Here is a 16257-nt window from a genome sequence, read left to right as displayed (position 1 = left end):
GGCTTACTTCGACTCCTTCTGTTTGTAGATTTCAAGCTGTTCAACCAAGTTAAATGGTTTCACATCGTACATGTTTTCAATCAAATCAGTGACTTTCTGCTTAGGCTGTTCGTCAGCTTCTTTGATTGCTTGTTTGATTTGTTCTTTTGCATCTTCGATGACTTTATTCTCTTCTTCTTCAGACCAAAGGCCTTTGTTTTCCAAGAATTTGCGGTAGCGTACCAATGGATCTTTTTGCTCCCACTCATTTTCATCTTCTTTTGTACGATATCTTGTTGGATCGTCACCAGCCATTGTATGTGGGCCGTAACGGAATGTAAGAGTTTCAATTAATGTTGGACCTTCACCATTTACAGCACGCTCACGAGCTTCTGCAGTCGCTGCGTATACAGCTAATGCATCCATACCGTCAACTTGTACGCCTACGATACCAGCTGCAGCTGCTTTTTGTGCAATCGTTTGTGCAGCAGATTGCTTTTCAACAGGTGTAGAGATCGCATATCTGTTGTTTTGGACAACAAAAATCGCTGGCGCTTTGTAAGCCCCTGCAAAGTTAATACCTTCGTAGAAATCACCTTGTGAAGCTCCACCATCACCAGTGTAAGTGATTGCAACAGCATTTTTACCGCGCTTTTTCAAACCAAGAGCTACACCAGCAGCCTGAATGATTTGTGCACCGATAATGATTTGCGGAGAAAGTGCATTCACATCTTCAGGCATTTGGTTTCCAACAAAGTGTCCACGAGAGAACAAGAATGCTTTTGTTAGTGGAAGACCATGCCAGATTAATTGTGGTACATCACGATATCCTGGAAGAATGAAATCTTCTTTCTCAAGTGCAAAGTGAGTTGCAAGCTGAGAAGCTTCTTGTCCAGCTGTTGGCGCATAGAAGCCAAGACGTCCTTGACGGTTCAATGAAATTGAACGTTGATCTAATACACGTGTAAACACCATACGGCGCATTAATTCTTTTAATTGGTCATCTGAAAGATCTGGCATTGCCGCTTCGTTTACGACTTCGCCTTTTTCGTTTAAAATTTGGAACGTTTCAAACTGCTTTTTGATGGCATCGAATTGCTTTTTGCTATCAACAATTGCTTTTTTTGTTTTTGCAGCCATTCTAAAGTCACCTCTTCCTTTCTTTTAACAGTCAATTTGTCGTGAATCCATTTATACATACAGATATAGGATAACCCAAAATGCTCATATGACTCCTGTATATAATAGCCACAAAGATCATTGTCGAAACATTGGATGATCGCTTGCTTTTGAGTTTTTCTAACTGTATTAACGATAGTTCACAAAAAACTAATACAACTTCTGTTAACAAGGAATAGTTTACAACAAGAAAAATAGTCCGTCAATTGATTTAACGGCTTTATTTAAATAAATGTATTCGCTTTACTTTTTATGGTGACCTGTATCAATCTGTTTAATCAACAGCACAAACTGTACTAGTATAGAGTGGATCACTGTACTACAATAGCACATGTTTGTTTTTGTCGAAAAATAAAAAAAGAGCTATTTTCAGCTCTTTTGATCGTGATGGACAAAGGGCTAAAATGAACTTCATTTTAACCCTTTCTCTTCTTTTCAGTTTGACATCTTGGAAAAACGAGTAACGACACGCAGGCACTTTGGGAGTAGCAGCGATAAACAGAGCTAGCAAATATGCAAGTACTGTTTTTAGCTGTTTTGTGATTCTTTCTGAGCTGTTTTGTATAAAGCTTGTTTATATTCGTTCAATTGATCTGTATATTGATTGAACTTCTTGCTTTCTTTTCTAACTTTACTATAGGAACGATTCACTGTCTTTAATTTGGATTTCAGCTCAGCGTATCCTAAGTCTTTTCTTTTTAAGGATTCATACAAGTGCTTGTCTTGTTTCAGCGCCTTTTGATACTCACGGTAAAGCTGATCATACGATGCGTATCTTTTTTCAATTGATTTGACTGTTTGTTCTGCTTTGTCTTTTACTTCCGCATCTTTTATCTGTTCAGCGAATTCCTTTACAGATTGAAATTCTTTTTTCGATTGATCCATGCTGTCTTTTTCTGTTTTTAAATGTTCTTCACGCTTTTCTGCCGATGCTAATGCTTGATCAGACAAGTTTGAGACTGTTTTTGTGTGGTCTTTTGTTGTTTGAATCATTTTTTTATACAACTGCTGCTCTTTTTTTTCATAGCTTTGCAGTGCGCCTTGTTCTTTTTCAAAGGATGCTTCTTTTTCGCTCATTTTTGTCATGGCATCTTGCATCTCATAAAGCGGATTTTGACCTCCGCAGCCCGCAAGCAAGAGGGTGCATATCCCCGCTAAAGTTGCACCTGCTTTTATTCTTCTTTTCATCTGTTTCAATTACAAGGTCCCCCTTTACATCTCCACATACCACTATAATTTTTCAGGGCGGTTGTGACAAGGAAAGAAGATTTTTTTCATGCTCTAGGCTCATGACTATACAAATAGTGCATTCATACATAGTTTATATTACACGCTTCGCCTTCACTTATGAGAGGCCGAGTGTATTTCCAAAGGAGGTCAAAAGTATGTCTAATTATAGTCATGGAAGTATGTATGGTGGATACGGCGGTTACGGTTATGGATACGGCGGCGGTTGTTGCTATCCAAGTTATGGTGGTGGATACGGTTACGGTGGTGGACGTACATTCGCTTTAATCGTCGTCCTATTCATTCTATTGATCATTGTTGGCGCAGCATTCTTAGGCGGCGGTGGCTGCTGCTAATGGCTGAATAAGCCTCTGACCGGTCTCATACGACCGGTCTTCTTTATTTCATTGCATATGTTGTGTATCATTTTATATACTTTACATACAAAGGAAATAGGAGTGAAGTTTTGTGATTACCATGGATGATATCGTACGAGACGGGCATCCCGTCTTAAGACAAACAGCTGAAGCGGTCGAACTCCCGCCAACAGAAGAAGAAAAACAGCAATTAGCTGACATGATTGAATTTGTCAAAAACAGTCAGGATGCAGACATTGCTGAAAAATATGAACTTAGACCCGGTGTTGGCCTAGCAGCCCCGCAAATCAATATCAGTAAACGAATGATCGCTGTACACTGTGAAGACGAGGGCGGAGAACTTTACAGCTATGCATTATTCAATCCTCGCATTGTTAGCCATTCAGTCAAAAGAGCTTATTTAGCTACTGGAGAAGGCTGTTTATCTGTTGATGAAGCCATCCCCGGATTCGTCCCGCGCTATGAAAAAATCAGGGTGAAAGGTACAACGCTTGAAGGTGAAGACATTGATATTCGCCTCAAAGGGTTTCCGGCCATCGTTTTTCAGCATGAAATTGACCACTTAAATGGCATTATGTTTTATGATCATATTCAAAAAGATCATCCATTCGCCGAGCCAGACAACGCGGTTGCGATCGGCAGATCATAACATAAAAACAAGACCCGTCCATCAGCGGGTCTTGTTTTTTATTCTTCAATAAGGCCTAATTCAGTCACAGCGTGGAATATGCCATCCTCATCTACAGGTTTGGTGACAAAGTCAGCTAATGTTTTTAATTCATTGACTGCATTCCCCATCGCAACGCCTGTTCCAACAAACGAAATCATTTCTCGATCGTTCAGCCCGTCACCGAAGGCAATTGTGTCCTTTTGATCGTACGGAAGTCTTTCAATGACTCGTTTAATTCCTTCAGCCTTTGATCCACCTTTTGGCAGGACATCAGTAGACAGCTCATGCCACCTGACGAGATCAATTTCTTCACGGAACGCTTCATATTGGTGTTCCTCTTCTGCTTTACAAAATAGCAGCATTTGATAAATGACGTTTTCTTTAAAGAATGACAAATCATGCTCGGGATGCTCTGTTTTTAAAGTGCCAATCCCTTCGTGGATAAATGGATGGTTCGGCACAGACGCCTTCATCGTCTTCTCTCCCATGAAAACAAGCGGATGATCATGTTGATCCGCTGTTTCATAAATTTTATCCATTAGCTCTTGCTTAAGCGGATTGCCGTAAATGACTTCTCCTTCGTACATAACATACTGACCGTTATAAGCAATAAATGAGTCAAGCCCTATTTCTTCTAAAATAGGTTGGATGAGAAAAGGCGAACGGCCAGATGCAATGAAGAGATGATGCCCTTTTTCTTTTAATAAACGAACAGCTCGCTTCGTTGATTCAGGTATTTTTTTATCATGGTCATATAAAGTACCGTCGATATCAAAGAAGATGACTTTTTTATTCATATCTCGTCTCCTGTCTCTTGTTATGTATACCCTCTCCCCTTCATCATACAGAAAGATCTTCACTGACGAAACCACTTCCTCTTAAAACGCCCATTTCCCACATATAACCATGTAACATTAAGTGGAAACATCATATAATACAAGTATATAGAGAGAACGGAACAAATGGCTGAATGAGACTCATACCGAAAGGAGGCGATCCGCGATGCTTCGTCGTCTGCGCAAGAAAATTCGAAGACAATGGAAGGACATGCTTCGTAAAAAATCGATTGCTTAAAAGGATCTTCCGCACATTTGCTGAAGGTCCTTTTTTCTCTGAGACTTTTCTTATGCGCGTTTTTTTAATATAATAGAATAAGCGAGTGTAACATACGGTATTTAAGGAGAGATTTGGATGATATATAAGGTATTTTTTCAGGCAAGTACGACTGAGGTACCTGTGAGAGAACACACAGATTCACTATACGTTGAAGCGGTTTCTGAAAGAGACGTACGCGATAAGTTGAAAAAACATAACTACAATATTGAATTCATTCAGCCTGTAGACGGTGCTTTTTTAGACTATGAACGAGAAAGTGAAAATTTTAAAGTATTGGAGCTATGAGAGGAATGAAATTTGTAAAAAACGATCAGGCGGCAGTTTTTGCGCTCGGCGGATTAGGCGAGATCGGTAAAAACACGTATGGCGTTCAATTTCAAGATGAAATCATTTTGATTGATGCTGGTATTAAGTTCCCTGAAGATGAACTTCTTGGAATTGATTACGTCATCCCTGACTATACGTATTTAGTTAAAAACGAAGATAAAATCAAAGGTCTTTTTATTACTCATGGACATGAAGACCACATCGGCGGTATCCCTTACCTTCTCAAGCAAGTGAATATTCCAGTTTACGGAGGCAAACTCGCAATCGGCCTACTTCGTAACAAATTGGAAGAGCATGGTCTATTAAGACAGACCAAACTTCACATCTTTGAAGAAGAAGATACGATCAAATTTAGAAAAACAGCTGTGTCTTTCTTTAGAACGACGCACAGTATCCCAGATTCTTATGGAATTGTCGTGAAGACACCTCCTGGTAACATCGTACATACAGGCGATTTCAAGTTTGACTTTACTCCTGTTGGCGAGCCTGCCAATTTAACGAAAATGGCTGAGATCGGGAAAGAAGGCGTTCTTTGTCTTCTATCTGACAGTACAAATAGTGAAATTCCAGAATTTACGATGTCCGAAAGACGTGTAGGTGAAAGCATTGATGACATCTTCAGAAAAGTAGATGGACGTATTATCTTTGCTACATTTGCATCTAACATTCACAGACTTCAGCAAGTCATCGAGTCAGCTGTTGCCAACGGCCGAAAAGTCGCTGTGTTTGGGCGCAGCATGGAGTCTGCCATTGATATTGGACAAGAGCTCGGATATATCAAATGTCCAAAAAACACATTCATTGAACACAATGAAATCAACCGCCTTCCAGCAAACAAAGTAACCATTCTTTGTACTGGTAGTCAGGGTGAACCGATGGCCGCTCTTTCACGTATTGCCAACGGTACGCACCGCCAGATTTCAATTAACCCTGGAGACACTGTTGTCTTCTCGTCTTCACCGATCCCAGGTAACAATATTAGCGTCAGCCGTACTATTAACCAGCTTTATCGTGCTGGTGCTGAAGTCATTCATGGCTCACTCAATAATATTCATACCTCTGGACACGGCGGGCAGGAAGAACAAAAGCTAATGCTCCGTTTAATTAAACCAAAATTCTTCATGCCGATTCACGGTGAGTACCGCATGCAAAAAACGCATATTAAACTTGCGAATGATTGCGGAATCCCTGAGGAAAACTGCTTTATCATGGATAACGGTGAAGTTCTTGCACTGAAAGGTGACGAAGCAAGTGTCGCTGGCAAAATTCCATCAGGCAACGTGTATATCGACGGTAGCGGTATTGGTGATATTGGTAACATCGTGTTAAGAGACCGCCGCATTCTTTCAGAAGAAGGTCTTGTCATTGTTGTTGTCAGCATGGATATGAAAGAATTCAAAATTTCTGCAGGGCCTGATTTAATCTCAAGAGGTTTTGTCTACATGAGAGAATCTGGAGACCTCATTAATGACGCGCAAGATCTCATTTCAAAGCATCTTGAAAAAGTAATGGAACGCAAGACGACTCAATGGTCAGAAATTAAGAACGAGATTACTGACACTCTTGCTCCTTTCCTTTATGAAAAAACAAGACGCCGCCCAATGATCTTACCGATTATTATGGAAGTGTAATGACGTACAAGGAGACACAGTCAATTGGCTGTGTCTCTTTTTTATGCGCAATAAAAAACCCGCATATCTGTACGATACGTGCGGGTTCAGTCATTGTTTTACGATTGAATCGGGAGATGCTGAAAACTTCTCACATCAAACAATCCTTGTGTCGTCATTTTCACATCAGGAATGACTGGCAGTGCCAAAAAGGATAATGTCAAAAACGGATTAAAGTCTAAGACAAAGCCTGTTTCCTTTAAAACATCATGGAGTGCATGAAGGCTTTCATTGACCGTATGTGCAGGTTGATCTGATAATAAACCGGAAATCGGTAATGGAAGCGTATGAAGAACTTCTCCGTCTTTTACAACGGTCAAACCGCCCCCTGCTTCTTTTAACGTTTCAATGGCTTTGATCATATCAGCATCATTTGTGCCAACGGCAATTAAGTTATGCGAGTCATGGGCAACTGTTGTTGCAATCGCCCCCTCTTTTAAGCCGAAACCGCTGACAACCCCTATACCAATTTCAGATAGACCTTTGTGACGTTCGACAAGTACTATTTTTAATACATCTCGATCAATATCACTCGTAAATTGTCCATCGCTACCAGAAGGAGATATTTGTTCTAATTTCGTTTCAAGCTGATTCGGTATAATGCGGATGACATTCATCTTTTGATGATCTGTTATAGGCAGCGTTAAATCTTTCTCTTGAACGTCCACTGCATGTACCGATTGCATGAGCGAAGAATTTGGCGTGATCTTGTCGACACTTGGCAAATATTCTCCATGTTCAGAGACCAATTCTCCTGCGATAAAGACGCTTGTAATTCCTACCTCATGTAAGTCAGAAATGAGCATAAAGTCCGCGTCAAAGCCTGGTGCAATCGCTCCCTTTGTTTTGAGACCGAAACACTCCGCTGCGTTTAAACTTCCCATTTGATATGCTAAAAAGGGGTCCAATCCTGCTTGTATCGACATCCGTACTTGTTCATCAATACTTCCTTGAGCCATTAAATCATCTAAATGTTTATCATCCGTACAAAAGAAAAAGCGTCTCGCATTCTTCTCATTGACAGCAGGTAATACGTTTTTCACGTTTTTAGCAACAGAGCCTTCTCTGAGCATGACATACATGCCTCTTTTGACACGTTCAAGGACCTCTTGAGCTGTTGTCACCTCATGATCCGTTTGGACATTAGCTGTTCGGTACACATTAATTAATCGGTCCGTTAATCCTGCTAGATGGCCATCAATGAGTTTATGTTCATGTTGAGCATCAAGCAGTTTTTGAAGCATATCTTCTTCCGCTTGTTCCACCGCGACATAATCCATCACTTCGGCAAGACCAAGCACTTCTTTCTCCTGATAAAGAGGCTTTAAATCTTTTGCTTTTAGTGTAGCACCTGATCGTTCAAAGCTGACTGCCGGTACACAGGATGGCAGCATGAAATATATATTTAGAGCAGCTTTTCTCGCTTCTTCGAGCATAAAACGGATACCTGCAACACCGGATACATTGGCAATTTCATGCGGGTCTGTTACAACAGTTGTCACGCCGTGAGGAACGACAGCTTTGGAAAATTCAGCAGGAGTCACCATCGAGGATTCGATATGAACGTGGCCGTCAATGAAACCAGGAACAAGCATTTGACCTGTTGCATCCAGCTCCTGTTCTCCCTCATACTCCCCAATTCCTACTATTTTTCCATTTTCAACAGCGACATCAGCGTCTATCCATTCCTGGTTAAACACGTCCATAACCTTCGCATGTTTAATCACTAGGGCTGCTTTTTTTCTCTTTGCAGCTACCTCAATTTGATGTCTGAAAAGCTCCTTATCCAACGACACTGCCTCCTCCGAGTAAACAATATAATGTTTCTTATCGTAAACGAATCTGTTTGCCCAGTCAATGACATTTAGAGAAAATCAACCATATCAAAAGATTGATTTTTATTTCTGAATAGTGATAATTGGCTGAAAAATAACCATGTTCTATTTTGCTGTTCTTTTAGAAAATAAACGGCTCTTTTCCACTTTGTTCTCTTCCGCAATGTCCGCCTCATATGTACACTTCTAAAGCAAAAAACACCCCTTCTCGGAGTGTTTAATAGTCGTTCTGCATTTCTCGTTTTTCAAAGCGCCCGATATCTGCCACTGCCCCAATGACAATGAGGATATCTTCTTTTTGAATCATTTCATCTGCGAGCGGTGAAACGATCACTTCTTTCCCGCGTTTAATTGCCACGATATTGATCCCGTACCTTGCACGAATGTCGAGATCTAACAAAGAGTGCCCAGCGAGTCTGCTGTTGGCGACGATTTCAATGAGGCTGTACTCATCTGACAGCTCTAAATAATCAAGCACGTTGTTAGAAATAATTTTATGTGCAATCCGTCTGCCCATGTCTCGTTCTGGATGGACAATACGGTCCGCACCAATTTTATTCAAAACCTTTTCATGGTAGTCATTTTGAGCTTTCACTGTGACCATTTTGACACCAAGCTCTTTCAGCATAATCGTTGTTAAAATACTCGCCTGAATGTTTTCACCTATCGCCACGATCACATGATCAAAATTGCGAATGCCTAGGTTTTTTAGGACAGATTCGTCCGTCGAATCACCAATCACGGCATGTGATGCAATTTTAGCATATTCGTTCACACGATCTTCATTCATATCCATGGCCATGACTTCAAGTCCTTCTTCGCTTAGCGCCTTGCAGATACTTCCGCCGAAGCGTCCAAGACCAATGACTGCATATTCCTTTTTCATGTTCAGACTCCTTTTATATCACTTACCATGCATTTTACTACGGTTTCATTAATGAATCCATATGCGACCGTATTTTTTTACGGAACGCTTCACTTAAGTAAAGGTCTGCTCCTTTTTCGATTTCACTGCGATAATGACCAGGAGGCGCAATTTCTTCGCTCTTTTTTAAAACGAGAAACGTTAAGCAGTCCTCATACACTTGATCACCTACTGTGACATCGACAAATGCTGGACGATAAGTCCCTTCATTTACACCTTCTCGTTTGTACAAATAACGAATGGCATCAAAAGGTACTTCATATAGAACACCCTCTGTTTCTCCGCCGTCTTCTACCATATCTGCTCTTGATCCATCAGGACGCACCAATGTAAACCTTGTGGTAAAACGATCAAGTGTGCCGCCGCCGATGATTTGTTTGAAATAATGTTCCACTTTCGCAAGCTTAAACCTTGCATCATCCATACAGGACCCATAGGCAAAATAATAGAAGGAAGACGGTTTGCGCTCCCATAGTTGATATGACTTCCAGCAGCCGCTTTCAATCTCCTTTAGACTCGATGCCTTCTGCTTACATATTGTATAAGCAACGGCTGACCTTGGCCCCTGGTCTGTCATAACCTCTATTTCCTGCTGGTCATACCCTTCCTCTAGCTCATCTATCTTATGCAGCGTTTCATCACTGACCTCATACAATTCTCCATATACTGTGCTTTGTTCCGAGACAACACACACAGGGTAACCCTCACCTGTATCGTACAGTCTCCCTTTTATCCAAGCAGATGCTGCTAATGGACTGCTTTCTTTCATCAATGTCTCGTGATACTTTTCGTGCTTTAAAAGTGTCCCATACACAAATAACGTCTTTGTCTCCTTCGTCATCACACATCACATCCTCTCACCTTGCTACTATCTGCTTTTTTGATACACAGGTAAGTAAATATCAAAAGCCGTCCCTTTGCTGAGCTCGCTCTTTACATCCATTCTTCCATGGTGATCTTTTAAGATCGTCGCACAGATCGTTAAACCAAGTCCTGTACCTTCTTTTTTAGTCGAAAAGAAAGGATCATATATTTTCAGAATGTCCTCTTCGGACATTCCTTTTCCTTCATCTTGAATCGTGATTTTCCATTCATTCATCACTTTTTCTGTTGATATGTATATATTGCCGCCTTCAGGCATCGCCTCGATCGCATTTTTGATTAAGTTAATGAACAGCTGCTTCATTTGATTGGCGTCTGCTAATATCGTGCCAGCATCCTGCTTTTTAAATGGCTGTTTGAGATCAATATTTGAAAGAACGGCATTTGTCTTTAATAAGGTAATCACCTGCTCTAGCAAATCATGGAGCTGTACTTCTTGAAATTGAACCGATTGAGGTTTTGCTAAGACAAGCAGTTCACTTAAAACAAAATCAATGCGTTTAATTTCAGAAAAGATGATATCAAAATAATCGGTTCTTTCAGGATATTGCGTTTTCATCAGCTGCAAAAATCCATTGACTGAGGTGAGCGGATTTCTGACTTCATGGGCAATGCCAGCAGCTATTTGTCCTGCAACAGCCAGCTTTTGTGCCTGCATTTGTAATTGCTGATTTGATCTTTCAAGTTCAAGCTTTGCCTGCTTTTGTTTCGTGATATCTGCAACCGTTCCAATACCTCCAGTAAACTGGTGCTGTTCATCGAAATAAAGCTTATAATGCACATCTCCCCATACCTTTTTTCCTTCTTTATGGAGAAGCTGCAGCTCCACCCGCCCCTCATCCTTATGCTTTTTGATCACAGACAACAAATGCTGAACGACATGCTCTTCTTGATCAAAGTACTGATTGTACATCGTACCTAGACACTCCTCTATGTCGTAACCCGTCATTTGTTTCCATGCTTGATTTAAAAAAATGATTTCACCTTTTTCATTGGTTTCAAAAACGATTTCTTGCAAGTTATCTGTTATTCGATTCAGCCGCTCTGTCAGTTCGTGTGCTTCTTTTTCTCGTTTATTCAAATCTGATACAAGCAAATTCAACCGGTCCACATAGCCTGAGATGGTCCAAATACCGGACAAAACAACGACTGTAAAGGCTAGATCGAGCGGCCAATTAATGTGATAGCCGCTAAGATAATAAAAGAAATCCCAGCTCAAAATTAATATAAATGCAAGAACGGATAACAGGATCCGTACTTGATATGTTTTGTTCAAATAATTCCACCTGCCGCCCTGAGATTCTTTGTCAATTGTACCATTTTCCACTTATTTTTTGAGGGAGATGCGGCATTTTTAAGGAACTTTTTTAGAAAAAAAGCCTGCTCTCAGCACAATGGGAGAGAACAGGCTATTTTTATTTACTGCTGAAGGGCTTCTTGAAGCTCTTTTAGCAGTAGTTCTGCGCCTTCAGCGCTTAATGTAATTTGACCATTTCCATACTCGTGGTTCTCAGAAGTAATCTCACCAGTCATCAGGCAGACGCCCTCTGGCTGATATTTTTTCAAGACGATTTTATCTCCATCTATAAAAAATTCCATGCTGTCTTTAATAGCGATATCAAGTGCTCTTCTCAATTCGATTGGCATCACAATACGCCCTAGTTCATCTACTTTTCTTACAACTCCGATAGATTTCAATTTCGTTCCCTCTTTCTTTCATTAGCTCAAGATCAATCTGTTTTTCACCAATTGATATATCGTAGACGTAAGAGATTCTTAAAAGGTTTCTCCTGCATAAAAATTTTTTTCAAAATCGAAAAACCAAAGGGAAAATTTATTGTGATTGTCAAAATGAGACTTGAATTTTACAGATTCATTTCAAGGTGATCACAAACCCCCACAAATGACCTCAACCCTCTGAACTTTTAAATGTAAAATTGTTTAAAACAGCAAAAATAGAGATTGGGTGAAAACATGTTTCAAAATGCCGAAATTGGAATTGATTTAGGAACAGCTAACATATTGGTTTACAGTAAAAATAAAGGAATTATTCTTAATGAACCATCCGTTGTGGCAGTAGATACGGAAACAAAAACTGTCCTTGCAGTGGGGTCAGAAGCAAAAGAGATGATTGGGAAAACACCTGGAAAAATTGTAGCGATCCGTCCGATGAAAGATGGTGTCATCGCTGATTATGATATGACAACCGATTTACTTAAACAAATTATGAAAAAAGCAGGAAAAAATATTGGGTTTACCTTTAGAAAGCCGACTGTGGTTGTTTGTACACCTTCAGGTTCAACAGCTGTCGAACGCCGCGCGATCAGCGATGCTGTCAAAAATTGCGGGGCAAAACATGTGCATTTAATTGAAGAACCCGTCGCAGCTGCAATCGGTGCTGATCTCCCGGTGGACGAGCCTGTTGCCAACGTCGTTGTAGATATTGGCGGAGGAACGACAGAGGTAGCGATCATTTCATTTGGCGGAGTTGTCTCTTGCCACTCGATCCGAATTGGCGGAGATCAACTGGATGAAGATATCATTACTTTTGTGAGAAAGAAATACAATTTACTGATCGGTGAACGGACAGCTGAGCAGGTAAAAATGGAAATTGGTTATGGACTCATTGAACACGAACCTGAGTCATTAGAAGTTCGTGGACGCGACCTTGTCACAGGTCTTCCAAAAACAATTACACTTGAATCAACAGAAATTCAAGGTGCTATGCGAGAATCACTTCTTCATATTTTAGAGGCGATTCGGGCTACATTAGAAGACAGCCCTCCAGAACTGAGTGGTGATATCGTAGATCGCGGCGTCATTCTAACTGGCGGTGGTGCACTATTAAACGGCATTCAAGAATGGCTCTCTCAAGAAATTGTCGTCCCAGTTCATATCGCAGCAAATCCTCTTGAATCTGTCGCAATTGGAACAGGTCGTTCATTAGAAGTAATCGACAAATTGCAAAAAACATTAAAATAATCTTCATGTTCTACTTCTTTTTTCATCATTTCGATCATATCGTGATGAATGGATAAACGTGAAGGAGGAAGAACATGTTGCTTGATTTAGGTAAACGGGTCGTTGTCACAGTCATTTTAACCGGTATTATTTTAGGAGGAATGAGCCTGTCGTTTTCACATATGCCCCCTTCTAATGCACAGCCTGTGAAACAACTGAACCGCTAAAAAAGCCGCACGAAAGCGGCTTTTTTATTTTGCTTCGGGACGGCTCCCCATTTTCCTTTTCGGTCTTAAATCTGATATGATGAACATGACTAAAGGAGGGTTTTTTATGAGTTCATTCGAAAAACAACTAGATCAATATGCAAAAACCATCGTTGAAGTAGGTGTAAATGTTCAAAGTGGTCAAGAAGTGGTCGTATCTGCGTTCACTGAATCTGTAGACCTTGTCCGCCTTGTGGCAAAACACGCATATGAGCGCGGAGCGAAAAACGTACATATCCGCTGGAGTGATGGTGTTCTGACCCGTTTAAAATATGAACATGCCCCACAAGATGTGTTTGAGCAATTTCCAGAATGGGAAGCACAGATGATGGAAACCATCGCAAAACGTGGCGGTGCTTTTATTACGATCTTGTCAGAAAGCCCTGATCTTCTAAGTGGCATTGACTCGAAAAAAATTGCTTCACAGCAAAAAGCTGCAGGTTCAGCACTTCATACATATCGTCAATACGTTCAATCTGACAAAGTTGCATGGACAGTCGTCGGTGCTGCATCAAAAGATTGGGCGAAAAAGATTTTCCCTGAGCATGCAGATGAAGAAGCTGTTGCATTATTATGGGAACAAATCTTTAAAGTCGCCCGCGCTGATCAGCCAGATCCTGTTGAAGCGTGGAAAAAGCATGATGAATCACTAAATGAAAAAGTAAAAGTATTAAATGAACGTCACTACAACAAGCTGCACTATGAAGCACCAGGTACAGATTTAACGATTGAACTTCCAGAGCAGCATATTTGGGTAGGTGCTGGCAGCGTGAGTGAACGCGGCGTATCATTCATGGCCAATATGCCAACAGAAGAGGTCTTTACCGTACCTAAAAAAGATGGTGTAAACGGGACTGTCTCTAGCACTAAGCCACTTAGTTATGCAGGAAACATTATCGATGAATTTACGTTAACCTTTGAAAATGGGCGTATTGTAGATGTGAAAGCCAAAGAGGGCGAAGACATTTTAACCTCTCTCGTTGAAACAGATGAAGGCTCACATTATCTAGGTGAGGTTGCCCTTGTACCAGATGATTCACCAATTTCTAACTCAAATATCCTCTATTACAATACACTTTACGATGAAAATGCATCCAATCACCTTGCCATCGGCAGCGGTTATGCATTTAATATCGAAGGCGGTAAAGAGATGAAACGTGAGGAATTAGACGCAGCTGGTGTGAACAGCAGTATTACACACGTCGATTTCATGATTGGTTCAAAGGAAATGAATATTGATGGGATCACAAAAGATGGTAAACGTGAACCGATTTTCCGAAATGGAAATTGGGCTTTTTAAAGAAAAAAGACATCCTCATGTGGATGTCTTCAGATTGTAGAGAAACTCATGTTTTTCTACAATCTTTTTTATTTTCATCGTAATGATGATGGATGAGATTGAATGAAAAAGGCCTCCCACACACCTAACCTAGCTTCGCTAGATGTGTGGCAATCTTCTTCATGTTCTGACAGGCAGCTGTGAGAAGAACTTGCTCACTCACATTTTGTTTTCCCCTCAACCGGCAGTAGCGAAGCCCGTGCAGTTGTTTTGAATCTGCAAAGCTTCGCTCTATTTTTTCTTTTCTTTTTTTATATAGCTCTTTTCCAGAGACAGATAGACGATTTTGTCTGATCTTTTCTTTATGTTCTTCCCATATGTGTCTTGAGATGACTTTTTGATGATTTTTCGACCTTGTGCATCTTTCAAGGAAAGAACACGATGCACATTTTTTAGGATCTGATTTGTAGAATCGATAACCCTTTCGATCAGTTGTTGTATATAATAGCTTCTCACCATTTGGGCATATGTAATGATCATGTTCAGAGTCATACTTGAATTTCCACTTCTCAAATAAACCTCTTGTTGGATGAAAGCGTCTATGTGCGATGACACCAAAAATACGGCGATCTGATAAACCTTTACAGATTGGGGTCGTCAAATAACCAGAATCAAGGGCAACAGCTTCTACTTGAAAACCAAATCGTGCGATTTGGTGATCCAACCGATCAAGATACGGAACAGAATCATGGACATTACCGGGCGTGATGTGGGCATCCGTGATGATATTGTACTTCATATCCGTTGTACGGTGGTCTAGGTAGAAAAAGCCTTCCGGTTTGTTTTCACGATAAAGATAGCCACTTTCAGGATCAGTCGTACTTTGACGAATGTCTTTTTCCGTTTTCACCTCCTCTTTTACCTTTAAGGGCTTTTTTCCGTGTGCCACCCGATCTTCTTGGATCGCTTCTTCTAAATCATTTATATAGTTCTGGGTATCTTGTTCAATCGTTTTTCTCATATATTTATGTTTATTGGCATTGGCTTTAAGATGAGTTGAATCAGTAAAAAGAACGCGGCCTCCTACCATATCATGATTGATAGCTTGAAGCACAATCTCGTCGAAAATGTCTTGAAAAATCGTTGTATCTTTGAATCGAGTACGACGATTCCAGCTAATGGTCGAGTGATGAGGAACGGGGTCATTGATGTTCAAACCTAAAAACCATCTATACGCCATGTTATAGTAAATTTCTTTTTCAAGTTGTCTTTCAGAACGGATACCGTACAGGTATCCGATAAACATCATTTTGAACAAAATAAGTGGATCAAGAGAAGGACGACCTTTATTCTCGCTATAATACGGTCTTACTTTATCTACGATAAATGAAAAATCAATGTACTGATCAATTTTACGAAGCAGGTGATCCTCTTCGACCAGTTGATCTAGCAATACAAATTCAGCTTCGTGCTGAGAAGAATTTCTAGTGTGGAACATGAGAAAAACACCTTCCTTTAGTGGGCTTTTCTCTATTATAAAATGAGGAGATGTAAATTTTAAGGA

Annotated in this window: 16 protein-coding genes; 7 read left to right on the top strand and 9 right to left on the bottom strand. The window is 40.5% G+C overall.

Annotated elements, in window-relative coordinates; all coding sequences use genetic code 11:
- Positions 1-3: 3 nt before the first annotated feature.
- Both pdhA and M2353_RS07220 read right to left on the bottom strand, forming a co-directional pair.
- Positions 4-1119, bottom strand: a complete 1116-nt coding sequence (gene pdhA / locus M2353_RS07225) for a pyruvate dehydrogenase (acetyl-transferring) E1 component subunit alpha (protein WP_007498599.1) — start codon at positions 1117-1119, stop codon at positions 4-6.
- A 567-nt stretch (positions 1120-1686) separates the two neighbouring features.
- A complete protein-coding gene (locus M2353_RS07220; RefSeq protein ID WP_046343450.1) occupies positions 1687-2355 on the bottom strand; it encodes a YkyA family protein in 669 nt (222 codons plus the stop codon).
- A gap of 212 nt (positions 2356-2567) precedes the next feature.
- On the opposite strand from M2353_RS07220, the gene M2353_RS07215 reads away from it, so the two are divergent.
- Together M2353_RS07215 and def are read left to right on the top strand one after the other, a co-directional pair.
- Positions 2568-2741, top strand: coding sequence for a YjcZ family sporulation protein (locus M2353_RS07215; RefSeq protein WP_117590933.1), 174 nt, complete (start codon positions 2568-2570; stop codon positions 2739-2741).
- Positions 2742-2853: 112 nt separating this feature from the next.
- Entirely contained in the window at positions 2854-3411 is a 558-nt protein-coding gene (gene def / locus M2353_RS07210; RefSeq protein WP_008345111.1) for a peptide deformylase, read from the top strand.
- Between the two features lie 38 nt (positions 3412-3449).
- Here the strand turns inward: def and M2353_RS07205 are convergent, their stop codons facing one another.
- On the bottom strand, positions 3450-4229 hold the full coding sequence (locus M2353_RS07205) for a Cof-type HAD-IIB family hydrolase (protein WP_008345112.1): 780 nt from the start codon (positions 4227-4229) through the stop codon (positions 3450-3452).
- Positions 4230-4623: 394 nt separating this feature from the next.
- On the opposite strand from M2353_RS07205, the gene M2353_RS07200 reads away from it, so the two are divergent.
- Together M2353_RS07200 and rnjA are read left to right on the top strand one after the other, a co-directional pair.
- Positions 4624-4833 (top strand): DNA-dependent RNA polymerase subunit epsilon, encoded by a 210-nt coding sequence (locus tag M2353_RS07200; protein ID WP_008345114.1) that lies wholly within the window; start codon positions 4624-4626, stop codon positions 4831-4833.
- Between the two features lie 5 nt (positions 4834-4838).
- On the top strand, positions 4839-6506 hold the full coding sequence (rnjA, locus tag M2353_RS07195; protein ID WP_008345116.1) for a ribonuclease J1: 1668 nt from the start codon (positions 4839-4841) through the stop codon (positions 6504-6506).
- A gap of 98 nt (positions 6507-6604) precedes the next feature.
- Here the strand turns inward: rnjA and ade are convergent, their stop codons facing one another.
- The 5 genes from ade to M2353_RS07170 all read right to left on the bottom strand — a co-directional run bounded on the left by ade (position 6605) and on the right by M2353_RS07170 (position 11885).
- The gene (gene ade, locus M2353_RS07190) at positions 6605-8335 is read right to left on the bottom strand and encodes an adenine deaminase (protein WP_284725192.1); all 1731 of its coding nucleotides are present in this window, start codon (positions 8333-8335) and stop codon (positions 6605-6607) included.
- A gap of 262 nt (positions 8336-8597) precedes the next feature.
- Entirely contained in the window at positions 8598-9266 is a 669-nt protein-coding gene (locus tag M2353_RS07185; RefSeq protein WP_008345123.1) for a potassium channel family protein, read from the bottom strand.
- A 37-nt stretch (positions 9267-9303) separates the two neighbouring features.
- The gene (locus tag M2353_RS07180) at positions 9304-10146 is read right to left on the bottom strand and encodes a gamma-glutamylcyclotransferase family protein (RefSeq protein ID WP_045034222.1); all 843 of its coding nucleotides are present in this window, start codon (positions 10144-10146) and stop codon (positions 9304-9306) included.
- A 27-nt stretch (positions 10147-10173) separates the two neighbouring features.
- Entirely contained in the window at positions 10174-11463 is a 1290-nt protein-coding gene (locus M2353_RS07175; protein WP_284725191.1) for an ATP-binding protein, read from the bottom strand.
- 143 nt (positions 11464-11606) lie between these two features.
- On the bottom strand, positions 11607-11885 hold the full coding sequence (locus M2353_RS07170; RefSeq protein ID WP_017359400.1) for a transcriptional regulator AbhA: 279 nt from the start codon (positions 11883-11885) through the stop codon (positions 11607-11609).
- A 276-nt stretch (positions 11886-12161) separates the two neighbouring features.
- On the opposite strand from M2353_RS07170, the gene mreBH reads away from it, so the two are divergent.
- The 3 genes from mreBH (at position 12162) to M2353_RS07155 (ending at position 14714) form a co-directional block, all read left to right on the top strand.
- Complete coding sequence (gene mreBH, locus M2353_RS07165; RefSeq protein WP_017359401.1) at positions 12162-13169, top strand: rod-share determining protein MreBH; 1008 nt, start codon at positions 12162-12164, stop codon at positions 13167-13169.
- A 74-nt stretch (positions 13170-13243) separates the two neighbouring features.
- A complete protein-coding gene (locus tag M2353_RS07160) occupies positions 13244-13375 on the top strand; it encodes a protein YkpC (protein WP_003210922.1) in 132 nt (43 codons plus the stop codon).
- Between the two features lie 106 nt (positions 13376-13481).
- Entirely contained in the window at positions 13482-14714 is a 1233-nt protein-coding gene (locus M2353_RS07155; RefSeq protein WP_284725190.1) for an aminopeptidase, read from the top strand.
- 124 nt (positions 14715-14838) lie between these two features.
- Here the strand turns inward: M2353_RS07155 and M2353_RS07150 are convergent, their stop codons facing one another.
- Complete coding sequence (locus tag M2353_RS07150) at positions 14839-16191, bottom strand: IS1182 family transposase (protein ID WP_096880954.1); 1353 nt, start codon at positions 16189-16191, stop codon at positions 14839-14841.
- Positions 16192-16257 lie beyond the last annotated feature (66 nt).

The organism is Bacillus aerius (assembly GCF_029894105.1).
Taxonomy (GTDB): Bacteria; Bacillota; Bacilli; order Bacillales; family Bacillaceae; genus Bacillus; species Bacillus altitudinis.
Note: the sequence above shows the minus strand (reverse complement) of the source record. Positions and strands in the feature narration are given on the sequence as shown.

Coding starts and splice junctions, on each gene's coding strand:
- pdhA (WP_007498599.1), bottom strand. CDS start 1,119: ATGGCTGCAAAAACAAAAAAAGCAATTGTTGATAGCAAAAAGCAATTC.
- M2353_RS07215 (WP_117590933.1), top strand. CDS start 2,568: ATGTATGGTGGATACGGCGGTTACGGTTATGGATACGGCGGCGGTTGT.
- M2353_RS07205 (WP_008345112.1), bottom strand. CDS start 4,229: ATGAATAAAAAAGTCATCTTCTTTGATATCGACGGTACTTTATATGAC.
- M2353_RS07200 (WP_008345114.1), top strand. CDS start 4,624: ATGATATATAAGGTATTTTTTCAGGCAAGTACGACTGAGGTACCTGTG.
- rnjA (WP_008345116.1), top strand. CDS start 4,839: ATGAAATTTGTAAAAAACGATCAGGCGGCAGTTTTTGCGCTCGGCGGA.
- M2353_RS07185 (WP_008345123.1), bottom strand. CDS start 9,266: ATGAAAAAGGAATATGCAGTCATTGGTCTTGGACGCTTCGGCGGAAGT.
- M2353_RS07180 (WP_045034222.1), bottom strand. CDS start 10,146: ATGACGAAGGAGACAAAGACGTTATTTGTGTATGGGACACTTTTAAAG.
- mreBH (WP_017359401.1), top strand. CDS start 12,162: ATGTTTCAAAATGCCGAAATTGGAATTGATTTAGGAACAGCTAACATA.
- M2353_RS07160 (WP_003210922.1), top strand. CDS start 13,244: ATGTTGCTTGATTTAGGTAAACGGGTCGTTGTCACAGTCATTTTAACC.
- M2353_RS07155 (WP_284725190.1), top strand. CDS start 13,482: ATGAGTTCATTCGAAAAACAACTAGATCAATATGCAAAAACCATCGTT.
- M2353_RS07150 (WP_096880954.1), bottom strand. CDS start 16,191: ATGTTCCACACTAGAAATTCTTCTCAGCACGAAGCTGAATTTGTATTG.